The organism is Cryobacterium sp. M96, from assembly GCF_002929845.1.
Classification (GTDB): domain Bacteria; phylum Actinomycetota; class Actinomycetes; order Actinomycetales; family Microbacteriaceae; genus Cryobacterium; species Cryobacterium sandaracinum.
The window spans coordinates 21,832-47,434 of record NZ_PJJS01000041.1 but is presented as its reverse complement, the minus strand read 5'-3'; the positions used below and the strand labels follow the sequence as shown (position 1 = coordinate 47,434).

General features: G+C 67.0%; 26 protein-coding genes and 1 tRNA gene. 17 read left to right on the top strand and 10 right to left on the bottom strand.

Translation table 11 applies throughout. The features are described 5' to 3' along the window. Positions 1 to 173 precede the first annotated feature (173 nt). The 4 genes from CXY79_RS05550 to CXY79_RS05535 are packed head-to-tail and all read right to left on the bottom strand — an operon-like array spanning position 174 to position 4,927. Positions 174 to 1,112, bottom strand: coding sequence for an NUDIX hydrolase (locus CXY79_RS05550; RefSeq protein WP_104100156.1), 939 nt, complete (start codon positions 1,110 to 1,112; stop codon positions 174 to 176). Further along, positions 1,109 to 3,283 (bottom strand): RNA degradosome polyphosphate kinase, encoded by a 2,175-nt coding sequence (locus tag CXY79_RS05545; RefSeq protein WP_104100155.1) that lies wholly within the window; start codon positions 3,281 to 3,283, stop codon positions 1,109 to 1,111. Before CXY79_RS05545 ends, CXY79_RS05550 begins: the two co-directional genes overlap by 4 nt. Positions 3,284 to 3,339: 56 nt before the next feature. Further along, a complete protein-coding gene (gene mshD, locus CXY79_RS05540; RefSeq protein ID WP_233191277.1) occupies positions 3,340 to 4,260 on the bottom strand; it encodes a mycothiol synthase in 921 nt (306 codons plus the stop codon). Next, positions 4,235 to 4,927: a response regulator transcription factor gene (locus tag CXY79_RS05535; protein ID WP_104100153.1), complete on the bottom strand. Its 693-nt coding sequence runs from the start codon at positions 4,925 to 4,927 to the stop codon at positions 4,235 to 4,237. The genes mshD and CXY79_RS05535 overlap by 26 nt, the downstream gene beginning before the upstream one ends. A 74-nt stretch (positions 4,928 to 5,001) precedes the next feature. On the opposite strand from CXY79_RS05535, the gene CXY79_RS05530 reads away from it, so the two are divergent. From CXY79_RS05530 to CXY79_RS05515, 4 genes are all read left to right on the top strand, one after another. Beyond that, the gene (locus CXY79_RS05530) at positions 5,002 to 5,265 is read left to right on the top strand and encodes a hypothetical protein (protein ID WP_104100152.1); all 264 of its coding nucleotides are present in this window, start codon (positions 5,002 to 5,004) and stop codon (positions 5,263 to 5,265) included. Positions 5,266 to 5,471: 206 nt separating this feature from the next. Further along, positions 5,472 to 6,086, top strand: a complete 615-nt coding sequence (locus CXY79_RS05525) for an FABP family protein (RefSeq protein ID WP_104100151.1) — start codon at positions 5,472 to 5,474, stop codon at positions 6,084 to 6,086. A 66-nt stretch (positions 6,087 to 6,152) separates the two neighbouring features. Next, complete coding sequence (locus CXY79_RS05520) at positions 6,153 to 7,340, top strand: folate-binding protein YgfZ (protein ID WP_104100150.1); 1,188 nt, start codon at positions 6,153 to 6,155, stop codon at positions 7,338 to 7,340. 80 nt (positions 7,341 to 7,420) lie between these two features. Next, positions 7,421 to 8,173 carry a phosphoglyceromutase gene (locus CXY79_RS05515; protein WP_104100149.1) on the top strand — a complete coding sequence of 251 codons (753 nt, stop codon included), beginning with the start codon at positions 7,421 to 7,423 and terminating at the stop codon, positions 8,171 to 8,173. A gap of 86 nt (positions 8,174 to 8,259) precedes the next feature. Here the strand turns inward: CXY79_RS05515 and phoU are convergent, their stop codons facing one another. Continuing rightward, positions 8,260 to 8,916 (bottom strand): phosphate signaling complex protein PhoU, encoded by a 657-nt coding sequence (gene phoU / locus CXY79_RS05510; RefSeq protein WP_104100148.1) that lies wholly within the window; start codon positions 8,914 to 8,916, stop codon positions 8,260 to 8,262. 180 nt (positions 8,917 to 9,096) lie between these two features. Between phoU and CXY79_RS05505 the strand changes: the two genes are divergently transcribed. Together CXY79_RS05505 and CXY79_RS05500 are read left to right on the top strand one after the other, a co-directional pair. Beyond that, the gene (locus tag CXY79_RS05505) at positions 9,097 to 10,251 is read left to right on the top strand and encodes a cell wall metabolism sensor histidine kinase WalK (RefSeq protein ID WP_104100147.1); all 1,155 of its coding nucleotides are present in this window, start codon (positions 9,097 to 9,099) and stop codon (positions 10,249 to 10,251) included. After that, the gene (locus CXY79_RS05500) at positions 10,248 to 10,928 is read left to right on the top strand and encodes a response regulator transcription factor (RefSeq protein ID WP_104100146.1); all 681 of its coding nucleotides are present in this window, start codon (positions 10,248 to 10,250) and stop codon (positions 10,926 to 10,928) included. Before CXY79_RS05505 ends, CXY79_RS05500 begins: the two co-directional genes overlap by 4 nt. Before the next feature lie 70 nt (positions 10,929 to 10,998). On the opposite strand, the gene CXY79_RS05495 is transcribed toward CXY79_RS05500, so the two are convergent. Next, positions 10,999 to 11,475: a hypothetical protein gene (locus CXY79_RS05495; protein WP_104100145.1), complete on the bottom strand. Its 477-nt coding sequence runs from the start codon at positions 11,473 to 11,475 to the stop codon at positions 10,999 to 11,001. A gap of 165 nt (positions 11,476 to 11,640) precedes the next feature. Between CXY79_RS05495 and CXY79_RS05490 the strand changes: the two genes are divergently transcribed. The 4 genes from CXY79_RS05490 to rlmB all read left to right on the top strand — a co-directional run bounded on the left by CXY79_RS05490 (position 11,641) and on the right by rlmB (position 16,091). After that, positions 11,641 to 12,123, top strand: coding sequence for a CarD family transcriptional regulator (locus CXY79_RS05490; RefSeq protein ID WP_104100144.1), 483 nt, complete (start codon positions 11,641 to 11,643; stop codon positions 12,121 to 12,123). A gap of 205 nt (positions 12,124 to 12,328) precedes the next feature. Continuing rightward, the gene (gene ispD, locus CXY79_RS05485) at positions 12,329 to 13,567 is read left to right on the top strand and encodes a 2-C-methyl-D-erythritol 4-phosphate cytidylyltransferase (RefSeq protein ID WP_104100143.1); all 1,239 of its coding nucleotides are present in this window, start codon (positions 12,329 to 12,331) and stop codon (positions 13,565 to 13,567) included. Continuing rightward, positions 13,564 to 14,979: a cysteine--tRNA ligase gene (gene cysS, locus CXY79_RS05480; protein ID WP_104100142.1), complete on the top strand. Its 1,416-nt coding sequence runs from the start codon at positions 13,564 to 13,566 to the stop codon at positions 14,977 to 14,979. The genes ispD and cysS overlap by 4 nt, the downstream gene beginning before the upstream one ends. After that, entirely contained in the window at positions 14,979 to 16,091 is a 1,113-nt protein-coding gene (gene rlmB / locus CXY79_RS05475) for a 23S rRNA (guanosine(2251)-2'-O)-methyltransferase RlmB (RefSeq protein WP_104100141.1), read from the top strand. The genes cysS and rlmB overlap by 1 nt, the downstream gene beginning before the upstream one ends. 125 nt (positions 16,092 to 16,216) lie before the next feature. On the opposite strand, the gene CXY79_RS05470 is transcribed toward rlmB, so the two are convergent. Further along, positions 16,217 to 17,545 (bottom strand): DUF4032 domain-containing protein, encoded by a 1,329-nt coding sequence (locus CXY79_RS05470; protein ID WP_104100140.1) that lies wholly within the window; start codon positions 17,543 to 17,545, stop codon positions 16,217 to 16,219. A 93-nt stretch (positions 17,546 to 17,638) separates the two neighbouring features. Continuing rightward, complete coding sequence (locus tag CXY79_RS05465; RefSeq protein WP_104100139.1) at positions 17,639 to 18,736, bottom strand: ABC transporter ATP-binding protein; 1,098 nt, start codon at positions 18,734 to 18,736, stop codon at positions 17,639 to 17,641. Positions 18,737 to 18,988: 252 nt separating this feature from the next. On the opposite strand from CXY79_RS05465, the gene CXY79_RS05460 reads away from it, so the two are divergent. Together CXY79_RS05460 and CXY79_RS05455 are read left to right on the top strand one after the other, a co-directional pair. Then, positions 18,989 to 19,903 carry a thioredoxin domain-containing protein gene (locus CXY79_RS05460; RefSeq protein ID WP_104100138.1) on the top strand — a complete coding sequence of 305 codons (915 nt, stop codon included), beginning with the start codon at positions 18,989 to 18,991 and terminating at the stop codon, positions 19,901 to 19,903. A gap of 73 nt (positions 19,904 to 19,976) precedes the next feature. Further along, positions 19,977 to 20,049 (top strand) — tRNA-Thr (locus CXY79_RS05455). A 16-nt stretch (positions 20,050 to 20,065) separates the two neighbouring features. Here CXY79_RS05455 and CXY79_RS05450 read toward each other — a convergent pair. Together CXY79_RS05450 and msrB are read right to left on the bottom strand one after the other, a co-directional pair. Beyond that, positions 20,066 to 20,644: a nitroreductase family protein gene (locus CXY79_RS05450; RefSeq protein WP_104100137.1), complete on the bottom strand. Its 579-nt coding sequence runs from the start codon at positions 20,642 to 20,644 to the stop codon at positions 20,066 to 20,068. A 3-nt stretch (positions 20,645 to 20,647) separates the two neighbouring features. Then, positions 20,648 to 21,049 (bottom strand): peptide-methionine (R)-S-oxide reductase MsrB, encoded by a 402-nt coding sequence (gene msrB / locus CXY79_RS05445; RefSeq protein WP_104100136.1) that lies wholly within the window; start codon positions 21,047 to 21,049, stop codon positions 20,648 to 20,650. 190 nt (positions 21,050 to 21,239) lie between these two features. Here msrB and CXY79_RS05440 point away from each other — a divergent pair, with 190 nt between their 5' ends. From CXY79_RS05440 to groL, 5 genes are all read left to right on the top strand, one after another. Beyond that, complete coding sequence (locus tag CXY79_RS05440) at positions 21,240 to 21,551, top strand: DUF3263 domain-containing protein (RefSeq protein ID WP_104100135.1); 312 nt, start codon at positions 21,240 to 21,242, stop codon at positions 21,549 to 21,551. Between the two features lie 62 nt (positions 21,552 to 21,613). After that, on the top strand, positions 21,614 to 22,198 hold the full coding sequence (locus CXY79_RS05435) for a LytR C-terminal domain-containing protein (protein WP_104100134.1): 585 nt from the start codon (positions 21,614 to 21,616) through the stop codon (positions 22,196 to 22,198). Between the two features lie 212 nt (positions 22,199 to 22,410). After that, positions 22,411 to 22,614 carry a cold-shock protein gene (locus CXY79_RS05430; protein WP_104100133.1) on the top strand — a complete coding sequence of 68 codons (204 nt, stop codon included), beginning with the start codon at positions 22,411 to 22,413 and terminating at the stop codon, positions 22,612 to 22,614. Positions 22,615 to 22,705: 91 nt separating this feature from the next. After that, on the top strand, positions 22,706 to 23,785 hold the full coding sequence (locus tag CXY79_RS05425; RefSeq protein WP_158250231.1) for a DUF3048 domain-containing protein: 1,080 nt from the start codon (positions 22,706 to 22,708) through the stop codon (positions 23,783 to 23,785). Positions 23,786 to 23,916: 131 nt separating this feature from the next. After that, positions 23,917 to 25,536: a chaperonin GroEL gene (gene groL, locus CXY79_RS05420; protein ID WP_104100131.1), complete on the top strand. Its 1,620-nt coding sequence runs from the start codon at positions 23,917 to 23,919 to the stop codon at positions 25,534 to 25,536. Positions 25,537 to 25,603 lie beyond the last annotated feature (67 nt).

The window sequence follows — 25,603 nt, the reverse complement described above, 5'->3', positions numbered from 1 at the left end:
TATCCCTTTCGAGGGTTGACTTCATAACAAGTGACTGCAGGTTCGAGGCCGGTGCTGGCCTCACCGTGACCATATTCCGCCTGGTTAACGACACCCCTGCGAAAAGGTTAACGGAAGGTGAACGCGGCGGGGCAGGCCGAAAGAAGCAGCGGGGCATTCACCGAATACCGTGGTCAGAGGGCAGGCGAGTGTGTTTCGATCGCGACGATTCCCGCGCTCGGATTGTCGGCGGAGAGGTGCACCACCGAGAACGACCCGGTTTCGAGGGCCGCCGCGTCGGAGATGTACGCACCGTGGGTGGTGCCGGTGGCCAGGGCGATCTCGTGCAGGATCTCGGGGAGAACCGGCCCGTGGCTACAGATCACAGCAGTCTTTCGCGACCGCACCCGCTTGCCGATGCCGGAACGGACATCCGCCAGGCCCTGCTCGAACGCGTCCTGGCTGTAGCGTTCGGTGCGCTTGATCTGGATGCCGGTGGCCGCCGCGAGCGGGGCCACGGTGGTCACGCAGCGGGTCGCCGTGCTCGACACGATCCGCAGGGGCTGCCAGGCGGTGATCGTGGGCACAATGGCGGCGGCCTGCTTGACGCCGCGCTCGGTCAGCGGCCGGCTGCAGTCGGGGCCGTCCCAGTTGCCGGGCTGCACGGTCTTGCCGTGGCGGAGCGCGATCAGGGCGAAGGTGCGGGTGACACCGGTGTCGACGAGCTTGGCGAATGCGTCGATGATCTCCACGTCGGGCGTGTAACTGAGGTAGGTGCGGGCCTTCTTGATGGTGACCCACTCGATCGCCGCGACCTCGCCGTTGGGCACGAAGGTCGAGTGCTGGATGGCCGCGGGCGTGATCTCTGCGGCCCAGTAGTGAACGATCTTCTCGCGGCCGTTGAGCAGCGAGTAGGCGGAGATGCCCAGTGGCACGCCGAGGGCCACGGCCAGGCCGGTCTCCTCCCCGATCTCGCGCACGGCCGTCTGCGGCAGGGTCTCGCCTGGGTCGACCTTCCCTTTGGGAATGGTCACGTCGCCGTACACGGTGCGATGGATCAGGAGAACGTGGATCTTGCCGTCGATCAGGCGCCAGCAGACGGCGCCCGCAGCGTAGATGGCAGGGTCGCTCATCGGCGCCCCGCCGGGCGCTTGCGGAGGGAGATTTGTTGCATGAGCCTGTTCTGCATGTCGTCGAGCGGATGGCCGGAACCGTCCAGGTGGTGGCGCGTCCATTCGCCCGAGCTGTCCAGCCACCACGATGAGGTTCGGTCGTCCATGGCCCGGGTGAAGAGGGCGTCGATTTCGGTCAGGTGGTCAGGGTCGACGAGGCGCACCAGCGCCTCGACCCGGCGGTCGAGGTTGCGGTGCATCATGTCGGCGCTGCCGATGTAGACCTGCGGGTCACCGTTGGTGTGGAACGAGAAGATCCGGGAGTGCTCCAGGTATCGCCCGAGAATCGAGCGCACCTTGATGGTCTCGCTCATCCCGGGGACCCCGGGCTTCAGGCTGCAGATGCCGCGCACCCAGATCTCGATCGGCACGCGCGCCTGGCTGGCCCGATACAGTGCGTCGATGATGGCCTCGTCGACCATGGAGTTCACCTTGATCCGGATGCCCGACGGCTTGCCGGCCTGGGCGGCCGCGGTTTCCGTCGCGATGCTCTTGAGCAGGGCGCGGCGCAGGTGCAGCGGCGCCACCAGCAGGCGCTTGAACTTCTTCTCGATCGCGTAGCCGGAGAGTTCGTTGAACAGACGGGTGAGGTCCTTGCCCACCTGCGGGTCCGCGGTCAGGAGCCCGAGGTCTTCGTAGAGACGGCTGGTCTTGGGGTTGTAGTTGCCGGTGCCGATGTGGCTGTAGTGGCGCAAAACGCCGTCTTCGTTCCGCACCACGAGCGCGAGTTTGCAGTGCGTCTTCAGGCCCACGAGGCCGTAGACCACGTGCACGCCGGCCTTCTCGAGCTTGCGGGCCCAGGTGATGTTGGCCTGTTCGTCGAAGCGGGCCTTGATCTCCACCAGGGCGAGAACCTGCTTGCCCGACTCGGCGGCTGCGATCAGCGCCTCGACGATGGGGCTGTCGCCCGAGGTACGGTACAGGGTCTGCTTGATGGCGAGCACGTCCGGGTCGGCCGCGGCCTGCTCGAGGAACGCTTGCACGCTGGTTGCGAACGACTCGTACGGGTGGTGCAGCAGGATGTCCCGGCGCGAGATGGCGCTGAAGATGTCCGGTTCCGCGTTCGGTTCCGGGGCGAGCAGCTGAACGGCCGTCGTCGGCACGTGCTTCACATAGCGCAGGTCCGGGCGGTCGATCCGCAGGTCGAACAGGCCGCCCAGGTCGAGCGGGGCCGGCAGGCGGTACACCTCCTGATCGGTGACGTCCAGCTCGCGCACGAGCAGGCCGAGGGTGACCTCGTCCATGTCTTCGGTGATCTCGAGACGGATGGGCGGGCCGAACCGGCGGCGCAGCAGCTCCTTCTCGAGGGCCTTGATCAGATTCTCGGTCTCGTCCTCTTCGATCTCGACGTCTTCGTTGCGGGTGACCCGGAAGACGTGGTGCTCGAGGATGTCCATGCCCGGGAACAGGTCTCCGAGATGGTTCGCGATCAGGTCCTCGAGCGTGATGAAGCGTACGCTGTCTGCCTTCTCGCGTCGGTCCACGCGCACGAAGCGGGGGAGCATGGTGGGCACCTTGAGCCGGGCGAACTCCTGCTTGCCGGTTTTGGAGTTGCGAACCCGGACCGCGAGGTTCAGCGAGAGCCCGGAGATATAGGGGAATGGATGCACCGGGTCGACCGCGAGGGGCATCAGCACCGGGAAGATCTGGTTCGAGAAGTAGTCGCGCAGGGAACGGCGGTCGGCGTCGTCCAGGGTGTCCCAGTTGACGATGTCGATCCCGGCTTCGGCGAGGGCCGGGCTGACGAGGTCCTGGAAGGCGTGGGCGTGCCGGGCCTGCAGAACGTGGGCCGTGGTGGAGATGTCGGAGAGGGCGTCCTGCGGGGCGCGCCCGATGTTGGTCGGCACGGCCAGCCCGGTGAGGATGCGGCGCTTCAGGCCGGCGACCCGCACCATGAAGAATTCGTCGAGGTTGCTGGCGAAGATGGCCAGGAAGTTCGCCCGTTCCAGAGCCGGGAGATCGGGGTCCTCCGCGAGCTCGAGCACCCGCTGGTTGAAGGCCAGCCAGCTCAGTTCCCGGTCGAGGTAGCGCTCGGTAAGGAGCGCCGGATCGTTCACGCCGATCAGGGGATCGAAATCATCGTCAAAGTCGCTGCCCAGGCCCGAGTCGGTCTGAATGTTATCGCCGTCCATTCAACCATCTTGACACTGCGGACCGCGCGAATGCGACGATCTTGGATGAACACTGGTCAACGCGGGCTGCGGCGGTACTGCACATCGATCGTTCGCTCGGTGAACCCGAGCGAACGATACAGGGCCACCGCGGCGGCGCTGTCGGCCTCCACATACAGGTCCGCGGTACGGCACCCGCGTTCGCGGAGGCGGTCGAGCCCGGCCAACATGAGGCGGCGGCCGACGCCGCGACCGGCGGCATCCGGGTGCACGCCGACGACGTAGATCTCGCCCACCGGGGAGCCCGACTCGATCTTCAACCAGTTGTAGCCGACCATCCGACCGGTGCCAGTGCCGGCGTCGCGGGCCACCAGGAAATCACCGGCCGAGAACCACGGTTCGGCACAGCGGGCGGCCAGATCGCTCGCGGTCAGAGCCCCCTGCTCCGGGTGCGCGGCGAACACCAGCGCGTTCAGCGCTACCCATTCCGCGTCGTCCGGCCCGGGCCGGAACGCGTCGATCTGGACGGCGGCACGGATGCCGGTGCGGGCAGGGCCTCCGGGCTCGGCCGGCGCGCTGCCGGCTGTCTCCTTCGACAGGTCCAGCCGCAGCTGCAGCAGGGTGCGCTCGGCCGTGAAAGCGAACCGATCGGCGAGCGCCCGGGCAGCGGGGTGGTCGCCGTGCGACCAGATCGTCAGCTCCCCGGGCGCGTCGGCCAGGATTTCGGCCAGGGCGGCCGTGCCGTACCCGTGCCGGCGTCGGGCCGGGTCGACGACGAGGTCGAGTTCGCCGGCGCCGAGGATGCCCGCACCCACGACGACGTTCCCGTCCTTCTCCACGACCAGGAACGGGGCGCGGTGCCCCGCGGCCACGTCGAAAAGGGACTGTTCGTTGAACGGCGCGTAGCCGTCGCCCTGGGTAGCGGTGGCGCTGACCCGGTGGAACTCGGCCGCGAAGGCGGCATCCGTCAGATCAGGCGCAAACCGGATGAATGCCACGGGTGCCGTCCTGTTCCTGCACATTGAAGCGGTAGCCCACGTTGCGCACGGTGCCGATCAAGGATTCCTGGTCGCCGAGCTTGGCCCGCAGTCGCCGCACGTGCACGTCCACCGTGCGGGTGCCGCCGAAGTAGTCGTAGCCCCAGACCTCGCTGAGTAGCTGTTCCCGGGTGAAGACCCGCGACGGATGCGCGGTGAGAAAGCGCAGGAGCTCGAATTCCTTGTAGGTGAGGTCCAGCGGCCGGCCGTGCACCTTGGCGGAATAGCTGGCCTCGTCGATGATGACCCCGGCGGCGCGGATGGTGGCGGATTCCTCCGTGCGGGGCACGCGCCCGACGGCGAGGCGGATGCGCGCATCCACCTCGGCCGGCCCGGCCGTCTCGAGGATGACGTCGTCGACGCCCCAGTCCGGGCTCACCGCGGCCAGGCCGCCCTCCGTGATCACGAGCAGCAGCGGAACGGTGTTTCCCGTGGTGCGCAGAATCTGGCAGAGCGACTTGGCCGCCATCAGATTGGAGCGGGCATCGACGAGCATGAGGTCGGCGTCGGGCGCCGTCACGAGCTGGTCCGGCTGGGCGGGGATGGTGCGCGTGCCGTGTGACAGCAGGGCGAGGGCGGGAAGAACGTCACTGTTGACCGCCGAGGTCAGGATCAACAACTGGGCCACACTCACCCTCCAAGGATTGTGCGCCCCATCCTAGCGTGCCGCGGAAAGGGTCCCGGGCAGGGCAGAATGAGAGGGTGAGCTGGCAGTGGAAGAGCGTCGTCGTGGTGTGGTTGTTCGCGTTCGCGTGCGCCGTGCTGGCCGGATGGCTGTCCCTGCCCGGCCAGCATCTGATCTGGATGAGCCTCTCCTTCGCCGGCTGCACGATCGGAACCCTGAGCGTACAGCTCGCGACCGGACGCAAGGAAGGTTACGTGGACCGGGTGACGACCAGCCTCGTCGGTGCCGTGGCCGTGCTCGCCGCCGCCACCGGAATCTTCGCTCTCGCCGGGCTCCTCTGACTCTGATCTGAGTCAGCCCGTGCTCGTGTGGTTCTGCTAAGGCGTGCCGAGGGGTTATCGCGCGCGAGCGGGCTAGAGTAAGACGTATGTCTATCCTCGCTATCGAAATCTTCTTCCTGGGGCTGCTCGCGCTGGCGAGCCTGTCGATCGCCTGGGTGTCCGGCTTGGTTCTGTTCAAGCTGTACCGGGGGCAGCGGTAGCCCTCGATGTTTGAGCTGCCCCCTCAGCTCCCCTCCGAACTGGTGCCGCTGTCGTGGCTCCTCGGGGTGTGGGAAGGTTCGGGAATCATCGACTATCAGATCGGCGAAGAGTCCGTCAGCCGGGAGTTCGGTCACCGGTTGAGCTTCAGCCACGACGGCCTGCCGCACCTGAATTACAGCTCCTACACCTGGCTCGAGCCGACGCCCGACTCCGACGGCGGTGAGTCGACGCCGCTGATGACGGAAACCGGGTACTGGCGGCTGAGCCGTGCCCAAGGGCTCGGCGATCCCGGTCCGGGTCTGCTGCCGGCCGTGGGTGAGCATCCGTTCGTCACCGCTGCTGCGGTCGAAACCCTCCGCAACGCCGACAACGGCTTCGATATCGACGTGACCATCGTGCACCCCGGCGGAGTCGCGGAAATCTACCTCGGCCAGGTCAAGGGTCCGCGCATCGACCTGGCGACGGATGCCGTGATGCGCACCCAGGGTGCCAAACCCTACTCGGCGGCGACGAGGCTCTATGGTCTGGTCGACGGCCATCTGCTCTGGGCCTGGGACATGGCCGCCTTAGGTCAGAGCCTGCGCACCCACGCGTCCGGCCGCCTCAAGCGCGTCGAATAAACCGGGCATCCCTGCGCGTCACATCCAGGTGCCCCGGCGCCGAACCGTCCGTTGGAAAGAGTTCCCATGACCGATGCACCCGTGTCCCCTCTCCCGTCCTCGCCGCTCAGATCCCCGCTGCTCGAACTCGACGGCGCGGTGCAGGCCGAGGGCATCGATGCCGGCGTGGCCGCGCACTACGGCGGACCTCTCACGGAGCAGCGCCGGCTCCTCGCCGGCGGAGCCGTCGTCGACCTGTCCCACCACGGCGTGCTGAGCGTCGCCGGACCGGACCGGTTGACCTGGCTCAACTCCATCTCCAGCCAGGAGCTGCGCCGCCTGGCGCCGGGGGAGTCCACCGAGACGCTCCTGCTCGACCCGAACGGCCACGTCGAATACGCCATGGCGGTCATCGACGACGGGGTGGAGACCTGGCTGCTGGTCGAGGCAGCCCAACTGCCCGGGTTGCACGCGTGGCTCGACACGATGCGCTTCACACTGCGGGTGCAGGTCGTCGACCACACTCTCGCCTACGCCGTGATCGGGTCGATGGGTGACCCGTCGGTGTTGCCGCTCACACCGGCCGCGCCGAGCGGAGTGCCTCTGGTGTGGCACGACCCCTGGACCCAGGTCTCCGCGGGCGGATACCAGTACGCGCCTGGACCGGCGCACCCGGCCGCCGCGTGGCACTGGACCGAGACCCTCGTCCCCCGCGCGTCCCTGCCGGCTCTGCGCGACGCCGTGCGGAACGGAGGGGTCGCCGCGGCCGGCCTTCTCGCCGTCGAGGCCCTCCGGATCGCGGCGTGGCGCCCGCGCCGGGCCACGGAGGTCGACGAGAAGAGCCTGCCGCACGAACTCGACTGGCTGCGCAGCGCCGTGCACCTGAACAAGGGCTGCTACCGCGGCCAGGAGACCGTGGCCAAGGTACACAACCTCGGGCATCCGCCCCGCCGCCTGGTGCTGCTGCACCTGGACGGCTCCGACGCGGTGCTCCCCGTGCACGGGGACGAAGTGCAGGCCGTGAAGCAGCTGGCCGACGGAACCACCGAGCACCGCGGGATCGGCCGGATCACCTCCAGCGCCATCCATTACGAGCTGGGCCCGATCGCGCTCGCCACGGTGAAGCGCACCGTTCCCGCCACGGTCACCCTGTACGTGGCCTCCCAGGACATCCTCGTCGCGGCCGCGCAGGAGGTCATCGTGCCTCAGTCGGCGGGCTCGGTGGCCGATATCCCGCGCCTGCCCCGGCTCGGCATCCGCACGCCCGGCCACTGACGCCGGTCACTGACCCCGGCCACTGACCCCGGCCGCCGACCCAGCCCCGGCGCGCTCGCCACGTCGGTAGAGTTGGACTCATGTCAGATGCATACAATCTCATCCTTCTCCGTCACGGCCAAAGCCTATGGAACCAGGAAAACCTTTTCACCGGCTGGGTGGATGTCAGGCTGAGCGAGCAGGGCGCGGGCGAAGCCAAGCGCGCCGGCGAGCTTCTCGCCGAGTCGGGCCTGCTGCCCGACATCCTGCACACCTCATTACTTACCCGCGCCATCCAGACCGCGAATATCGCTCTGGAAGAAGCCGACCGGCTGTGGATCGACGTCAAGCGCTCCTGGCGGCTCAACGAGCGCCACTACGGCGCCCTGCAGGGCCTCGACAAGGCGGAGACCCTCGCCAAGTTCGGGCCCGAGCAGTTCCAGCTGTGGCGCCGCTCCTTCGACGTTCCGCCGCCCGTGCTGGCCGACGATTCCCGCTGGTCTCAGGCGCACGACCCGCGTTACGCGGCGCTCGGCGACGACCTGCCCCGCACCGAGTGCCTCAGCGACGTCGTCGACCGGATGCTGCCCTACTGGGAATCCGACATCACCCCCGACCTGCGTGCGGGCAAGACGGTTCTCGTCACCGCCCATGGCAACTCGCTGCGCGCGCTGGTCAAGCACCTCGATGGCATCAGCGACGCGGACATCGCCGAGCTGAACATCCCCACCGGCATCCCGCTGGTCTACCGCCTCGGCGCGGACATGATGCCGCTCGGCCCCGGCCGTTACCTTGACCCCGAGGCTGCCGCCGCCGGTGCTGCCGCCGTCGCGGCCCAGGGAAACAAGAAGTAGCGTCCAACCCACCAGGAACGAGAAAGCCCCGGAAGCAACTGCTTCCGGGGCTTTCTCGTTCCTGGTGACGCCGGAGCGCCTGGACTCTAGGCGTTCGTGTTCTGCTGCCAGGCGCCGGTGCCGAGGTACTGCACCTTCTTCGCGATCGAGACCGCGTGGTCGGCGAAGCGCTCATGGTAGCGGCTGGCGAGGGTGGAGTCGACCGTGTCGGCCGCCTGGCCCTTCCAGGTCGCCCCGAGCACGGCGTCGAACACGCTGAGGTGCAGCGCGTCGACCTTGTCGTCTTCGTTGCGGATGGTTTCGGCCAGCTTCATGTCCTCATTGGTCAGAAGCGCGGTGAGCATGTGCGCGATTGCCGTGACGAGCGTGCCCATCTCGGCGAAGGTGGCGCGCAGGCTTTTCGGCACGACCTTGTCGGGGAACCGGTAACGGGCCAGCTGGGCGATGTGCGTGGACAGATCGCCCATCCGTTCGAGCGACGCGCTGATGCGCAGGGCGCTGACGACGATGCGCAGGTCGCGTGCGACCGGCTGCTGGCGGGCCAGGATCGTGATGGCCAGCTCATCGAGTTCGATGGTCAGCTCGTCGATCTTCTCGTCTTCGGAAATCGCTTCTTCCGCCAGACCGACATCGGACTCGTTGAAGGCGCGCGTCGCCTTGTCGATGGAGATCGCCACGAGTCGGGAGATCTCGACAAGGCGATCCTGCACTTCGGCGAGTTCCTGCTGGAATACTTCACGCATGGTGTGTGGTCCTTCCTGGGCGCGCGTAACACGCAGACGCGTGAGACCCACCTGGCCCCACCGAATCATGGGGGAGGGAGGTTAACGGCAGGTGCCGTGGTCTTGAACTCTACCTAAAGTAGCCTGCGCGCCGGGACGGCCCTGTCACCCACCCGGAATAAACGTCAGTATTCTTGATGAATGGAATCGACAGGGCTTGTGCTTCTGGCGCTGGCCCTCGGCCTGACTGTCGGGGCCGGTTTCATGACGCTGCTGCACGTGGCCGAGCGTCACGGTCGGCGCGCCGCCGAGGTCGTCAACCCGGCCGTCCCCGACGGAATCGACCAGGTGCTCGACGCGCTGGAGACGGCCGGTGCCGTCGTCGACCCGTCCAACAACGTGATCAAGGCATCCCAGGCCGCGGTGTCGATGGGACTGGTCTGGAACCGGCAGCTGGTGCACTCCGAGCTCCTGAACCTGATCAGCCAGGTGCGCCGTTCCGGCGAGCCGATCTCGGACCATCTGGTCCTCTCCCGCGGGCCCTTCGGTGATGCCAGCATGCGGGTGCGGGTGCGGTTGGCCCGGCTGGGAACACGGTACGTTCTGGTGCTGGCGGAGGACCGCACCGAGGCCTTCCGGCTCGACGAGGTGCGCCGGGACTTCGTCGCCAACATCAGCCATGAGTTGAAGACGCCCATCGCCGCCGTGGGGCTGCTGGCCGAGGCGCTCACCCAGGCGGCGGACGAGCCGGTGCAGGTGCGCCGCTTCGCGAACCGCCTCACCACTGAGTCCGGTCGCCTCAGCCGCCTGACCCAGGAGATCATCGAATTGTCCCGCCTACAGGCGCAGGATTCCCTGACCGAGCCCGAGATCGTCAACGTCGACGTCATCGTGGCCACGGCGGTGGACCAGAGCCGGGTCACCGCGGAGGCGGACCGGATCACGATCGCCCTCGGCAAGAAATCGGGGGCTGAGGTGAGCGGCGACGAGCGGCTCCTCGTGATGGCCGTGCACAATCTCGTGGCCAATGCAGTGAACTACTCAGCAGAGGGTTCCCGCGTCGGGGTCGGGGTGCGCAAGAACGCCGGAGTCGTCGAGATCAGCGTCACCGACCAGGGCGTGGGCATCGAGGAAGCCGATCTTGATCGGATCTTCGAACGCTTCTTCCGGGTCGACCAGGCCCGCTCGCGGCACACCGGCGGTACGGGGCTCGGCCTCGCGATCGTCAAGCACATCGTTCAGATCCACGGCGGCGACATCCGCGTCTGGTCGCAGCCGGGCAGCGGTTCGACCTTCACCATCCGCCTCCCGGAGGCGCCGCACCCCGCTTCGGCGGCGATAGGAGACACCCCATGACCCACATCCTTCTAGTCGAAGACGAGAGCGCGCTCAGTGAGCCGCTGAGCTTCCTGCTCGAGCGGGAGGGGTACGAGGTTACCGTCGCCGAAGACGGTCCGAGCGCCATCAGCGAGTTCGACCGCACCGGTGCAGACCTGATTCTGCTCGACCTCATGCTCCCCGGCATCCCAGGCACGGAGGTGTGTCGGGAGATCCGCACGCGGTCGTCAGTGCCGATCATCATGCTGACCGCCAAGGACTCCGAGGTGGACATCGTGGTCGGGCTCGAGCTCGGCGCCGACGACTACGTCACCAAGCCGTATTCGACCCGGGAACTGCTCGCCCGCATCCGTGCCGTTTCCCGGCGCCGCACCGACGAGGTCGGGGAGGACCTGAGCCTGCTGTCGGCGGGCACAGTGCGGATGGACACCGAGCGGCACACCGTGACAGTGTCCGGCGAGATCGTGAACCTGCCGCTGAAAGAATTCGAGCTGCTGGAGTTCCTGCTCCGCAATGCCGGCCGGGTGCTCACTCGAGGTCAGCTGATCGACCGGGTCTGGGGCAGCGACTACTTCGGGGATACCAAGACCCTGGACGTGCACATCAAGCGGATCCGGTCGCGGATCGAAGCCGCCCCCTCGGATCCGACCATGCTGGTCACCGTGCGCGGCCTGGGCTACCGCTTCGACGCCTGAGGCCGGGGGCGACGGAGGGCGCCCGCGCGGGAATGCGTGCCGCGATCCGGAGCGGCCGGTCGCCCTCGCCCTACGGGGCGGAGGTCGGCAGCAGCGTCGAGTACTCCTCGAGCGAGCCGTCGAGCACCGGGACGAGAACTTCGACGCCGGTCTCGTTGCCGTACTGGAAGAAGACTGGGAACAGCGATCCCGGCGCGACGTCGGCCGCGACGGTGACGGTCGGGGCATCCGGTGTGCCGAACGTGACGCTGGAGTTCGCGTCCACGTTCACCTCCTGGGTGAATTTCTCGGTGCCGTCGTCGTACTGCACGTTCAGGTTGTGTGCCGAATCGCCCGAGTTGACGACGGTGACCACGAGGTTGGCGATGTTGCCGTCGTCCGACAGAAGCATGGCGTTGCGGATGGCGAGGTCGCCGACATTGCCGCTGACTCCGTCGCTCGCGTCGTATTTCGCGGTCGTCGACTGCGGTGCCAGGAGATTGCAACCGCTGGTCCCCAGAAGGATGCCGGTCGCCACAACGACGGACACGATGATACGAGCTTTCACAACGCCTCCAACAGATCACCGTTCCGCCTGACGGCCAAACGCTGCAAATTTAGCTTTCCCCTTCAGCCTACCGGCTCCCGTCGGGCTGAGCCGCGCGCGCCCGGGCGCGGCGCACCTTACCACTGGCGGCTGTGGTATCCTCGACGTTGCTGAAGGGATACACATATGCTGTTTGAGGTTGGCGAAACTGTCGTTTATCCCCACCATGGTGCTGCGACGATCACCGAGGTGAAGACGCGCATGGTCAAGGGTGAAGAGAAACTGTACCTGAAGCTGAATGTCACCCAGGGCGATCTCACCATTGAGGTTCCCGCCGAGAACGTCGACCTGGTCGGCGTCCGCGACGTGATCGGCCAAGAAGGTCTCGACAAGGTGTTCGAGGTGCTGCGCGCTCCCTTCACCGAAGAGCCCACCAACTGGTCCCGCCGGTACAAGGCCAACCTGGAAAAGCTCGCATCCGGCGACGTCATCAAGGTGTCGGAGGTCGTTCGTGACCTGTGGCGCCGCGACCAGGACCGGGGCCTGTCCGCCGGCGAGAAGCGGATGCTGGCCAAGGCCCGTCAGATTCTTATTTCAGAGCTGGCCCTGGCGGAGAAGACCGACGAAGAGAAGGCCTCCACGGTCCTCGACGAGGTCTTGGCGTCCTAACCGGCATAGCCGGAACCGGCAGAACCAGAACCCACGTAACCAGACTTGCTTTCGATGGAGGGCGGCGCCGCGAGGTGCCGCCTTTCGCATTTCGTGCTTCCGACGCCCGCACCGACGCGGTCTTTTGCCGCAGTACCTCCCGCACCACCTCGTACTCACCGTCTCGCGTCCATTCGTCGCCGACCTCACCAGATAGCGTCCAGATATGACTGAAACCCCTGCGCCCCAGGTCGCAGTCATCGTCGTCGCCGCCGGGAGTGGCAGCCGGCTCGGGCACGCCGAGCCGAAGGCGTTCGTCTCGCTGGCCGGACGCACGCTGCTCGAACGCGCGCTTGCCTCTGTGTTCGGGATGCGGGACCCGGTGCAGGTCATCGTCGTCGCGCCCGCCACCCACCTGGCTCACGCCCGCCGGGTCGCCTCGAGGGCGGGCGGGGCAGCATCCGTCGACGTGGTGGCCGGCGGCGCCACCCGACAGGAATCGGTGAACCGCGGCCTGGCCGCGCTGCACCCCGGCGTGCGCACCGTCCTGGTGCACGACGCCGCGCGTGCCCTCACGCCCGCCGCGCTCTGCGACGCCGTCGTCGACGCGGTGCAGTCAACCGGTCACGGCATCGTTCCCGGCCTGGCCGTGGTCGACACCATCAAGAAAATCTCCGCTGCCGGCGAGATCCTGGGCACGGTGGACCGCGCCGCACTCTCGGCCGTGCAGACCCCGCAGGGCTTCCCGAGGGAGATGCTCACCGCCGCGGCCGCCGCGGCATCCGCCGGCTCGTCGCTCGCGGCGACCGATGACGCGGGCGTGGTGGCCGCCGCCGGCTACCCGGTCAGCGTGATCGCCGGGGACCCGCTCGCCTTCAAGATCACAACCCTGTGGGACCTGGGCCGGGCCGAGGCCCTGCTCGGCGCGCGCGTGCCGGCCCAGTCCGCGCCCCGCACCGACACCGCGCCCCGCGTGGGCACCGGGCTCGATGTGCACGCCTTCGACGACGACTCCGAACTGTGGCTCGCCGGCCTGCACTGGCCGGGGGAGCGCGGACTGTCCGGGCACAGCGATGGCGATGCCGCCGTGCACGCCATCTGCGACGCCCTGCTCTGCGCCGCCGGGTTGGGCGATATCGGTGGTGTCTTCGGCACATCCGATCCGCGCCTCGTCGGCGCCCATGGCGACGTGTTCCTCGGCGAGACCCTGCGCCTGCTGGCGGCCGCCGGATTCCGGGTCGGCAACGTCACGGTGCAGATCATCGGCAACCGGCCCAAACTCAACACGCGCCGGGCCGAGGCGGAGGCGCTGCTCGGATCGCTGCTGAAGGCGCCGGTCGCCGTGTCGGCGACCACGACGGATGCCCTGGGCTTCACTGGCCGCGGCGAGGGCCTCGCCGCCATCGCGACGGCGCTCATTCTCCCCGAACCCCCGGCAGACCCTGACCTAAGCTGGGAAGCGTGACCATGCGACTCTACGATTCCAGGGCCCAGGCCCTCCGCGACTTCATACCCCTCACGCCCGGCGCGGTGGGTATTTACGTTTGTGGACCCACCGTGCAGTCCTCGCCCCACATCGGCCACCTGCGCAGCGCCCTCGTCTACGACCAGCTGCGCCGCTGGCTCACCTACCGCGGCTTCGATGTCACCTTCGTGCGCAACGTCACCGACATCGACGACAAAATTCTGGCCCACGCGGTCGGGGGCACCGAGCAGTGGTGGGCGCTCGCCTACCGCTACGAGCTGGAGTTCACCGCCGGATACCAGCGGCTGGGCATCCTCGCCCCCAGCTACGAACCCAGGGCGACCGCCAGCATCCAGCAGATGCAAGACCTGATCACCCGACTGATCCAACTCGGGCACGCCTACCCGGCCGATGACGCTTCCAGCGACGTCTACTTCGACACGGCGAGCTGGCCCGACTATGGTGACCTCACCCGCCAGCGGCGCGGCGACATGGAACCGGCAGCGGATGCCGACCCGCGTGGCAAGAATGACCCACGCGACTTCGCCTTGTGGAAGGGTCGCAAAGTCGACGAACCGGAGTCCGCCTCCTGGCCGTCCCCGTGGGGAGCCGGCCGTCCCGGCTGGCACATCGAGTGCTCGGCCATGGCGTCCCGCTACCTCGGCTCCCACTTCGACATCCACGGCGGCGGGCTCGACCTGCGCTTCCCGCACCATGAGAACGAGCTGGCCCAGTCCGCCGCCGCCGGCGACGGCTTCGCGAGCTACTGGGTGCACAACGGTCTCGTCAACGTGAACGGACAGAAGATGTCCAAGTCGCTGGGCAACTCGGTCTTCGCGGCGGAGCTGCTCGACCAGGCGCGCGCCATCGTCGTGCGCTACTACCTGGGGGCGGCCCACTACCGGTCCACCATCGACTACCACGAGGGTTCCCTCGTGGAGGCCGAAGCGGCCCTCGAAAGAATCGAGAGCTTCCTCGACCGCGCCGACCGCCGCCTGGCGGACACCCGCTTCGCCGGATCCGGCGTCGAGATCGTCCCGGACGAATTTGCGTCCGCCATGGACGACGACCTGGCGGTGCCTCAGGCTCTGGCCGTGTTGCACGACACCGTGCGTACCGGCAACGCGGCGCTGGACGCCGAAGATCTGCACGCGGCCGCCGCCGCGCGTGGTCACGTGCTCGCCATGAGTGAGGTTCTCGGAATCAACCCGCTCTCACCGGGCTGGTCCGTGGCCACGGACGAACCGGCCATGATCGCACTCACCGCCCTCGTCGAGCGCCTGCTCGACGATCGCGAAATCGCAAGGCAGGGCCGCGACTATGCGGCCGCAGACCGTATCCGGGACGAGCTCGTCGCCGCCGGAATTACCATCGAAGACACCCCCTCGGGTGCCCATTGGAGTTTTGACTGATGAAGAACACAGACCGTAAGTCCCGCACCGGGGCCGTGCGCAAGGGCAGCCGGGGACCACAGGTCGGTTCCGGCGGCCAGGGACGCCAGGCGCTCGAGGGCAAGAAGCCCACGCCCAAAGCGGAAGACCGCCCCTACCACCCCGCCGGCAAACGCAAGCTCGCCCAGGACCGCTTCGTCGCGGCCGGCGGCGGCCGCAGCCGCGGTTCCGCGGGTCCCAAGAGCGCGCCGCGCAGCGCCACCACCGGCAACACCGGCGGCGGCGGAGCGTCCACCCGCCGGGCCAAGCAGATCGACGAGCATGAGGTTGTGACCGGGCGCAACTCCGTACTGGAAGCGCTGCGGGCGAAGATCCCCGCCACGGCCCTGTACATCGCCACGCGCATTGAAATGGATGAACGGGTGAAGGAGGTCCTCACCCTCGCGACGACCCGCGGCATCCCCGTCCTCGAGGTCATGCGCCCGGAGCTCGACCGCCTGGCCGGCCGGGACTCGGTGCACCAGGGTCTCGCGCTCAAGGTGCCGTCCTACGAGTACGCCCAGCCCCTCGAGCTGCTGGAACTGACGATCAGCCGCGGCCACAAGCCGCTCTTCGTCGCCCTCGACGGCATCACCGACCCCCGCAACCTCGGCGCCATCATCCGCTCGACGGCCGCGTTCGGCGGACATGGCGTGATCGTGCCGCAGCGTCGGTCCGTCGGCGTGACCGCGTCGGCGTGGAAGACGTCGGCCGGCGCCGCTGCCCGACTTCCCGTCGCCATGGCCACCAACCTGACCCAGTCGCTCAAGGCGCTCAAGGAGCGCGGCGTGCTCGTCATCGGCCTCGCCGGTGATGGCGACACCCAGCTGCCCGAGCTCGGCATCGGTTTCGCCGAGCGCCCCATCGTGATCGTGGTCGGCAGCGAGGGCAAGGGGCTGTCCCGCCTCGTCACCGAGACCTGCGACGCGATTGTGTCGATCCCGATCAGCGCCTCGACCGAATCCCTCAACGCGGGGATTGCGGCCGGCGTGACACTGTACGAGGTCTCCCGACTGCGCGCGGCTGCCAAGGCCGCCAAGGTCGCGAAGCAGGCAGCCGCCGCGACGGCGGCAGCCGCCTCCGCAGCCTCTTAACCCGACCCGCCGGCCGGGCGCCCACCAGGCAGGCCGAACCGCGAGAAAAGCCCCTTAATCCCACAATCGGCGGCCTTTTCTCACGGTTCGGCTGGGTACACGGACCAGGCGGAGCGCCGGCCGGATCAGACCTTGAGGCGCCAGTCGGCCGCGTCGTCGGCGGCCGACTCGGCCGCGTCCGCCAGTGCGGCGGTCTCATCGTCGGTCACGTCGATCGGGATCGTGATCTCGCCGGTGGCCGGCTCGATCACGGTGGCCTCGTCGCGGCGGTGCCGGAGCACGTCCTTGACGTAGGAGGTGACGGCTTCGGCCAGCGGGATGTCCCTGGACTGGTTCTGGGCCATGAACCAGCGGTGGTCGAGCAGCTGGTGGAAGACCTCGGCCGGTTCCAGCTTGCCCTTGAGATCGCGGGGAATGGCCCGGATGACGGGTTCGAAGACGCGCACCAGCCACTCGTGCGCCAGCATCTCCTCGTCGGCCTCCGGGTCGCCGTAGGAGACCCGGTAGGAGTCGAGGTCGTTGAGCAAGCGCCGGGCCTGGTTCTCCTCGGCGTCGAGCCCGGTCAGCCGCAGCAGGCGCCGCTGGTGGTGGCCGGCGTCGACGACCTTCGGCTGGATGCGCACGGTCGTACCCGTGTTGTCCGTCTTGATGGCCAGTTCCTCGATGTCGAACCCGAGGTCGTTGAGGCGTTCGACGCGTTCCGTGATGCGCCAGCGTTCGGAGCTGGAGAAGGATTCCGACCCGGTGAGCTCTTTCCAGAGCAGCCGGTAGGCGGCCACGATCCCATTGCTGACCCGAATGGGATCCAGCTCGTCGGCCGCTCGACCGCCGGCCTCGAGGTCCATGAGCTCACCGGCGATGTTGACGCGCGCGATCTCCAGGTCGTTCTCGCGCTGGCCGTTGGAGAGCCCGCCTGGATATAGCTGCCCGGTCTCGGCGTCGACCAGGTAGGCGGCGAACGCGCCGGCGTCACGGCGGAAGAGGGTGTTGGACAGCGACACATCACCCCAGAAGAGGCCGGCCATGTGCACGCGTACCAGCAGCAGGGCCAGGGCGTCGACCAGCCGGGTGGCGGTGTCGGGCCGCAGGGTCTGCGAGTAGAGCGCGCGGTAGGGGAGCGAGAACTTGAGGTGCCGGGTGACGAGCACCGAATTCAGCGGCTCGGCGTCGTCATCGGTGCGGTTCGTGATCACGGCGAGCGGCTCGACGCAGGGAATTTCCAGGCCCTGCAGGGTACGGAGCATCTCGTACTCGCGCTTGGCCATCTCGCTGGTGGTCTCCTTGATGGCGACGACACGACCGCTCAAATGAGCGAAGCGCACAAGGTGGCGGGAGATGCCTTTGGGCAGGGCTGCGATGTTCTCGTTCGGCCAGGCATCCAGCGGGAGGTGCCAGGGAAGGTCAAGTAGGGCTGGATCGGCAGTGGCCGATGTGATGTTGAGTGAACCGCTCATCCGTCGAGTTTACCGGTGTGCTCCGCAGTCGGGGAACGACAAAACGGCCGAACGGAGCATGCTCTATCCGGCCGTTCGTTGAGGAGCGGGTGCCTAGTCGGCGACTGCTCCACCGAGGCGCAGGCCGGTCTCGGCGTCGAAAACGTGCATGTGGTGCGGCGTCGGGGTGAGGTAAACGGTGTCGCCGGCGGACGAGTGCGAACGGCCATCGACGCGAGCGACGATATCGGTGCGCTTGCCCTCGACCGTGGAGTGACCGTAGAGGTAACCGTCGGCGCCGAGCTCCTCGACCAGGTCGACGGCAACTTCGAGGCCCTCGCCATGCGTGGTGGACAGGTGGATGTCCTCGGGGCGAACGCCGATCGTGACCTTCTTGCCGGTGGAGCCGGCCAGGGTCTCGCGGGGCACGGGGATTGTTGCGGTGCCGAATTTGACGCCACCGTCGACGGTGTCGGCCAGGAACAGGTTCATGGCCGGGCTGCCGATGAAGCCGGCAACGAAGACGTTGTTCGGCTTCGAATACAGGTCGCGAGGCGTGCCGACCTGCTGGAGCACGCCATCCTTGAGGACCGCGATGCGATCGCCCATGGTGAGGGCTTCGGTCTGGTCGTGGGTCACGTAGACCGTCGTGACGCCGAGGCGGCGCTGGAGCGAAGCGATCTGGGTGCGGGTCTGCACGCGCAGCTTGGCGTCGAGGTTCGACAGAGGCTCGTCCATCAGGAACACCTGGGGCTGACGCACGATCGCACGGCCCATGGCGACGCGCTGACGCTGGCCACCGGAGAGTGCTTTCGGCTTGCGGCTCAGGTACGGCTCGAGGTCGAGCAGCTTGGCGGCCTCGAGAACGCGGGCGGCGCGCTCATCCTTGTTGACGCCGGCGATCTTGAGCGCGAAGCCCATGTTCTCGGCGACCGTCATGTGGGGGTACAGGGCGTAGTTCTGGAAGACCATGGCGATGTCGCGGTCTTTTGGCGGGACATCCGTCACGTTGCGCTCACCGATGAAGATGTTGCCGTCGTTGACTTCTTCAAGGCCGGCGAGCATGCGCAGGGACGTGGACTTGCCGCAGCCGGACGGGCCGACCAGCACGAGAAACTCGCCGTCGGCAACCGACAGGTCGAGCTTGTCAACGGCGGGAATAGAGGAACCCGGATACAGGCGGGTCGCCTTGTCGAACGTGACTGAAGCCATGGTTGATTACTCCTTCACCGGCAGGTACGTGCCGGACGATCCGTTGTGATGGGTTACTACGCCTGCCACACGTCATGTGCCACAGGTCAACTATCTAAGTATGTCATGTCGGGGGATCGCGGCGACGGCGGGAATTCTGCGGCGGAGCCCGCCCACAGGCCCCGTCTGGACGTTTCCCAGAAAGGGGACCTACTATTTGGGAGGCATTCGCAAATGGCTTGCCTCTGCACTAACTACTCGGAGCGAGCATTCATGACTATTGGCGGATCGGGCGACAGCCGTCCCTCTAAGAATCAGCGACGTGACGCGGTGCGCACCAAGGCCAAGCGGATCCGCGAGGAGCAGAAGAAGAAGGACCGCCGTTACCGGGTCGCCTTGCGCAGCGGAATCGCCGTCGCCGGCGTCGCCATTGCCGCGGTCATCGTCGTGGTCATCATCAACTCGATTCCCCCGGTCGGCCCCGGTCCGGCGAACATGGCCAGTGACGGCGTGCTGATCTCCGAGGGGATGACCCCGGTCACGACCTCCGCGCTCCAGCCCGAGGCCAAGCCGATACCGTCCAAGCCGGATGCGACCGGCACGGTCGCCGACATTCGCGTCTACGCCGACTACCTCTGCCCGTTCTGCAGCGAGTTCGATGCCGCCAACAGTGACCAGATCAGCCAATGGGTCACGTCGGGTGCCGCGACCGTGGAGATCCACCCGGTTTCGATCCTGACCCACAAGTCCTCCGGCACGAAATACTCGCTTCGGGCTGCGAACGCCGCCGCATGTGTGGCCAATTACGCCCCCGCAAACTTCTACGACTTCAACGCCATCCTGTTCCAGGAACAGCCCAAGGAGGGCACTGCCGGTCACGACGACGCGGCCATCAAGGGCCTCGTGAAGGACGCCGGCGTGAGCGACCGGGTGTCGCAGATCAACGCGTGCATTGACGATACGACCTTCAAATCGTGGGTCATCGCATCCACCGACCGGGCTCTGTCCGGTCCGTTGCCGAACACCGAGGTCGAGGCCATCACCGGCACACCCACCGTGCTCGTCAACGGAAAGCAGTACGTCGGCGCACTCGACGACCCGAGGGAGTTCGCGGCCTTCGTGCTACAGGCGGCCGGTGCGACCTACTCCACCTCGACGCCGACCCCCGAGCCGGCACCGGCAGGGTAGTCGCCCCGCTTCGATGGCGGCACAGCACGGGTTCGTCATTTAGGATAATTAGTCAAGGCGTCAATCGCCTCATGCCGGCCTGGCGCAATTGGTAGCGCACCACTCTTGTAAAGTGGGGGTTACGGGTTCAAGTCCCGTGGCCGGCCCTGTTCTCTCATCGCTTCAGATCGTGATTCTCTCGGTGACGGTTTCCTCGAGGGCGCTGAGAAAATCCGTCGGATCGATCGGCGAGCGCACGCCCGGTTTTGCATCGGCCGGAATGCCCCCGACGTACAGCCAGCCGAGCAATTCTTCCGAGGCCGCGAGGCCGTGGGTTTCGTTCACCGGCTGCGTGCGGGCCAGGGCGCCGGAACGCCACATGACGCCCCAGCCCTGGGCGGCGAGGAGAAGGCTCAGCATGTGGGCGACACCGGCCGCGACGGCGTCCTGTTCCCAGACCGCCACCGTGTCGCTTTCGCGACGGCTCGCGACCACGGCGATCAGAAGTTCGGCGCGCAGCGGCTTAGCGGCCAGCCTGGCGGCTTCGGCGCCGTTCAGCCCGGCGGCCTCGACCATGGCCTCGCCCAGGCGGCGCCGGGCGTCACCGCGCAACTCGATCAGCCGCCACGGACGCAGAGCGCCATGGTCGGCGACACGGGCCGCGACAGCCACCAAAGGCAGCAGTTCCGCATGGCTCGGTGCCTGCCCGGTGACCTTGGAGTGGGAGCGTCGATGATTGACCGTATCAAGGAGGTCGGGCAACGCTTACTCGACCGGCTTGAAATTGAGCGAGATGGAGTTCATGCAGTACCGGTCGCCGGTGGGCGTTCCGAATCCGTCGTCGAAAACGTGGCCCAGGTGAGAGCCGCACTTAGCACAGCGCACCTCGGTGCGCACAACCCCGAGGGTGCGGTCTTCGAGGAGTTCAACGGCCTCGGGACGCACCGATTCGTAGAAGCTCGGCCAGCCGCAACCGGAGTCGAACTTCGTGCCGCTTTTGAACAGCTCGGCATTGCAAGCCCCGCAGGTGTAAATCCCGGAGCGGCCCTCATCGAGGAGCTCGCCGGCCCACGCCCGCTCGGTGGCGGCGCCGCGCAGTACGGCGTACTGCTCGGGGCTCAGCTCCGCGCGCCACTGCGCATCCGACTTCTCGACCTCGTAGTCCATGTTCCGTTCCTTCCTGCTCGACCCCGGAGAGGCCGAAATCTGTCCGTATCAACACTAAACTCGCCAGACCGCGGTGGTATTCCTCGATCAGGAGCCCGGCAGGATTTTCCACCTTGGACAGCACGGCCAACGGCCCAGCGAGTACGCAGGCATCGACAATTAGGATTGCAGAGATCGAGGGAGGTGGCACGTGGACGGAGCTCCCGGCTCGTCGACTCCCGCGGAGCCTGCCTCGGAGTCCTCCTCGCCGGCAGGCTTGTCCGCGCGCGACCGGTTGATCCTCGCCTTCGAGCGGCAGTGGTGGAAGCATGCCGGCGCCAAGGAACAGGCGATCCGGGCCGAGTTCGGCCTCTCGGCCGCCCGGTACTATCAACTACTGGGGGTTGTGATCGACTCGCCGCTGGCCCTGGCCCACGACCCGATGCTGGTGAAACGCCTGCAGCGGCTGCGCGACGCCCGGTCGGAGGCAAGGGGCCGCCGGTCGCTACAGTCCACCGATTGACTCCCTGACCTGCACCCTTCCCGTGTCTCATCACCACTACAAAGGATCTGACCAGCCTCACGATGCCGAATTCCTACGCTAAAGACCGCTTCGACCACTTCCCGCACTTCCTGGAGCGGGTGGGGGCCCACCGCGCGCCCGGCAAGAAAGGGCGCGGCTGGGTCGCAGTGTGGTGGTCTCTTGGCGCAACCGTGCTGCTGGTCGGAATCGGAGTCGTCGGCCTGGCCGTCCTGAACAACAACCTGAACTTCGAGTTGCCGGGCACGGCGACGACTGCTGACAGCACGGCCGAGCCGAGCGCCACTCCGAGTGACACTCCGGCGCCGGCGCCGGTGCCGACGCCGGCCGCGACCGTGGACCCTGACTCGACCGTGACCGTTTTAAACGGGACCGCCGGCGAGGGGATCGCCCGGTCCGTTGGCGATCTCCTCGAGGCGGAGGGCTGGACGATCGAAGAGCTGGACAACGCGAGCACGGAGGATGTGCAGACGACGACGGTTTACTACGCCGACGCGGCCCTGAAGGGAGCGGCCCGCGGAGTCGCGGAGTCACTGCCCGGCTCGGAGGTGCTGCTTTCAAGCGATTTCGCCGATTCCGCAGCGGACCTGACCGTTGTTGTCGGCGCCGACTACGAGCCGGCCGAATAGCCGTCGCCTATACGTCCGGCGCTCGCGCGTCAACCCCCTTTCGTTCTTCCGGAGCTTCCGTAAATTGGGCGTTGGTCCCTCATTTTGTTTGTCCGGGCGTTCTCGCAGGAGACGTATTCCATCGGTCGAATGCAATGGACGCAATCCTTGCGCCAGGCCCGGTACGGCCAGCGGGCGCGTGTCGACGAATTCACAGCAACAAGGAGTTATACATGGCGAACGGAACCGTCAAATGGTTCAACGCTGAAAAGGGTTTCGGCTTCATCACCGTCGATGGAGGTGGCCAGGACGTCTTCGTCCACTACTCGGCCATCGACATGCACGGCTACAAGGTTCTGGAAGAGGGACAGCACGTCATCTTCGAACTGGGTACAGGGGCAAAGGGGCCCCAGGCAGAAGCGGTTCGTCCGATCTGATCCAGCGGGGGATGTTCCAGCGGTCGACCGCAGGGTCGGGTCGCTCCCAGGCATGTGTGCGCGGCAGTGCAGCCGCGTTAGGGTTTGGGGCGTGACAACGAAAATAGTGGTTCAAGCGCAGCGACGAAGTGCGGCACCGAGAATCCGGTCCATCCGGATGCTCGGGGTCGTCCTTCTGCCGCCCCTTCTGCTGGTCTCCGCATGCGCCAGTGACGCGCCGAAGCCGCCGGCAAGCTCGACCAGCACGCCCTGGAACTCCACCTTCGAGTCGGCCGCAGACCCGGCGGTCGCCCCATTGCGTGGCACGAGTGTGCCGGCCGGGAGCCTCCAGAACCCTGCCCTCTCGGTGAAGATCGACAACCACGAAGCGGCCAGGCCGCAGCTCTCTCTCGAGCGCGCCGACATCGTCTTCGAAGAACTGGTCGAGGGCGGGCTGACCCGTTATGTCGCGGTCTGGCATTCCGACGTGCCTGAACTCGTCGGGCCGGTGCGATCGATCCGACCCATGGACCCGGACATCATCGCGCCCTTCGGCGGAATCGCGGCTTATTCCGGCGGCCAACAGAAATTCATCGACCTGATGGACGCGACGGATGTCGTCAGCGCCGCTTTCGATACCGACGACACCGGCCTCTTCGCGCGTTCGGATGACCGGGAAGCCCCGCACAACGTCATCCTCCAGGCCTCAGCGCTCGTCGCGCGGAACGCCACCGTGCCGCCGCCGAACCAGCAATTTGCCTACTCCGCGACCGTGCAGGGATCGTCCGCGGCCGTCGACGGCGCGCCCGTCGCGGCGATCAACTCCACCTTCTCCACCGCCCGTTGGCCCGGCTGGACGTGGGATGCGGCCGGTGCTGCCTACCTGCGCTCGCAGGAGGGCGCACCTGACCTCGACGCCACCGGTGCGCAGCTGCGGGCGACCAACGTCCTGGTCCTGCGGGTCGCGATCGACGGCACCTACGGAGATGTTCCCACGACGACAATGATCGGTTCGGGGGAAGCCTGGGTGTCGGCCGGCGGCAAGTCCGTGCATGCGGTCTGGTCCAAGGCCGACCAGACCGCCCCCATCCGTCTCGTCGATGACTTCGGCGTGACGATTCGTCTCGCCGCCGGTAACACCTGGATCGAGCTGGTGCCGTCGGACCGAGGCACGGTTGTGCTGGTGCCGTAGCCGCGGCCGCGGCACCTTGCCGTTCACTTGCACTCTCGACCCCAGAGTGCCAGAATCTACTTGGCACTCTCTCTGTTTGAGTGCCAACCCATCACCGTTTTGGTAACGTCCGGGAGGGACGAGAAACACATATGGCAAAGATCATTGCTTTCAACGAAGAGGCCCGTCGCGGCCTTGAGCGTGGCCTGAACATCCTCGCTGACACTGTCAAGGTCACCCTCGGCCCGCGCGGACGTAACGTGGTGCTGGAAAAGAAGTGGGGCGCTCCCACGATCACCAACGATGGCGTGTCCATCGCCAAGGAGATCGAACTCGACGACCCGTACGAGAAGATCGGTGCCGAGCTCGTCAAGGAGGTCGCCAAGAAGACCGATGACGTCGCGGGCGACGGAACCACCACCGCCACCGTCCTGGCTCAGGCGCTCGTTCGTGAAGGCCTGCGCAACGTCGCGGCCGGAGCAGACCCGATCAGCCTCAAGCGTGGCATCGAGAAGGCCACGGCCGCCGTGATCGCTGAGCTCATCGCCAACGCCAAAGAGGTCGAGACCAAGGAAGAGATCGCGGCCACCGCTTCCATCTCCGCCGGTGACGCCGAAATCGGCGCCATCATCGCCGAGGCCATCGACAAGGTCGGCAAGGAGGGTGTTGTCACCGTCGAGGAGTCGAACACTCTCGGCACCGAGCTCGAGCTCACCGAGGGCATGCGCTTCGACAAGGGCTTCCTGTCCGCCTACTTCGTGACCGACCCCGACCGTCAGGAAGCGGTCTTCGAAGACCCCTACATCCTGATCGTCAACTCCAAGGTCTCCAACATCAAGGACCTGCTCCCCATCGTGGACAAGGTCATCCAGACCGGCAAGCAGCTCCTCATCATCGCCGAGGACGTCGACGGCGAGGCCTTGGCCACGCTCGTGGTGAACAAGATCCGCGGAATCTTCAAGTCGGTCGCCGTCAAGGCTCCCGGCTTCGGCGACCGTCGCAAGGCCCAGCTGCAGGACATCGCCATCCTCACCGGTGGACAGGTCATCAGCGAAGAGGTCGGTCTCAAGCTCGAGAACGTCACGCTTGACCTCCTCGGCAACGCGCGCAAGATCGTCATCACCAAGGACGAGACCACCATCGTCGAAGGCGCCGGAGACCCCGAAGCCATCGCCGGACGTGTCCAGCAGATCCGCAGCGAGATCGAAAACACCGACAGTGACTACGACCGCGAGAAGCTCCAGGAGCGTCTCGCCAAGCTCGCTGGCGGAGTCGCAGTCATCAAGGCCGGCGCCGCGACGGAGGTTGAGCTCAAGGAGCGCAAGCACCGCATCGAGGATGCCGTCCGCAACGCGAAGGCTGCCGTCGAAGAGGGCATCGTCGCCGGTGGTGGCGTTGCGCTGATCCAGGCCGGCAAGACCGCGTTCGAGAAGCTCGAGCTGGTCGGCGACGAGGCAACGGGAGCGAACATCGTCAAGGTTGCCATCGACGCTCCACTCAAGCAGATCGCCCTCAACGCCGGCATGGAGCCGGGCGTTGTCGCCGACAAGGTGCGCAACCTGCCGATCGGTTGGGGCCTCAACGCCGCGACCGGTGAGTACGTCGACATGCTCGCGGCCGGAATCAATGACCCGGTGAAGGTCACCCGTTCCGCGCTGCTGAACGCAGCGTCGATCGCCGGACTGTTCCTCACCACCGAGGCCGTAGTCGCCGACAAGCCGGAGAAGAACGCTGCTCCGGCCGGCGACCAGGGCGGTGGAATGGACTTCTAAGTCCACACCGCTTCACCGCTTCACAACACAGGGCGCCTCCGCCGGGAGGCGCCCTGTGTCGTTAATG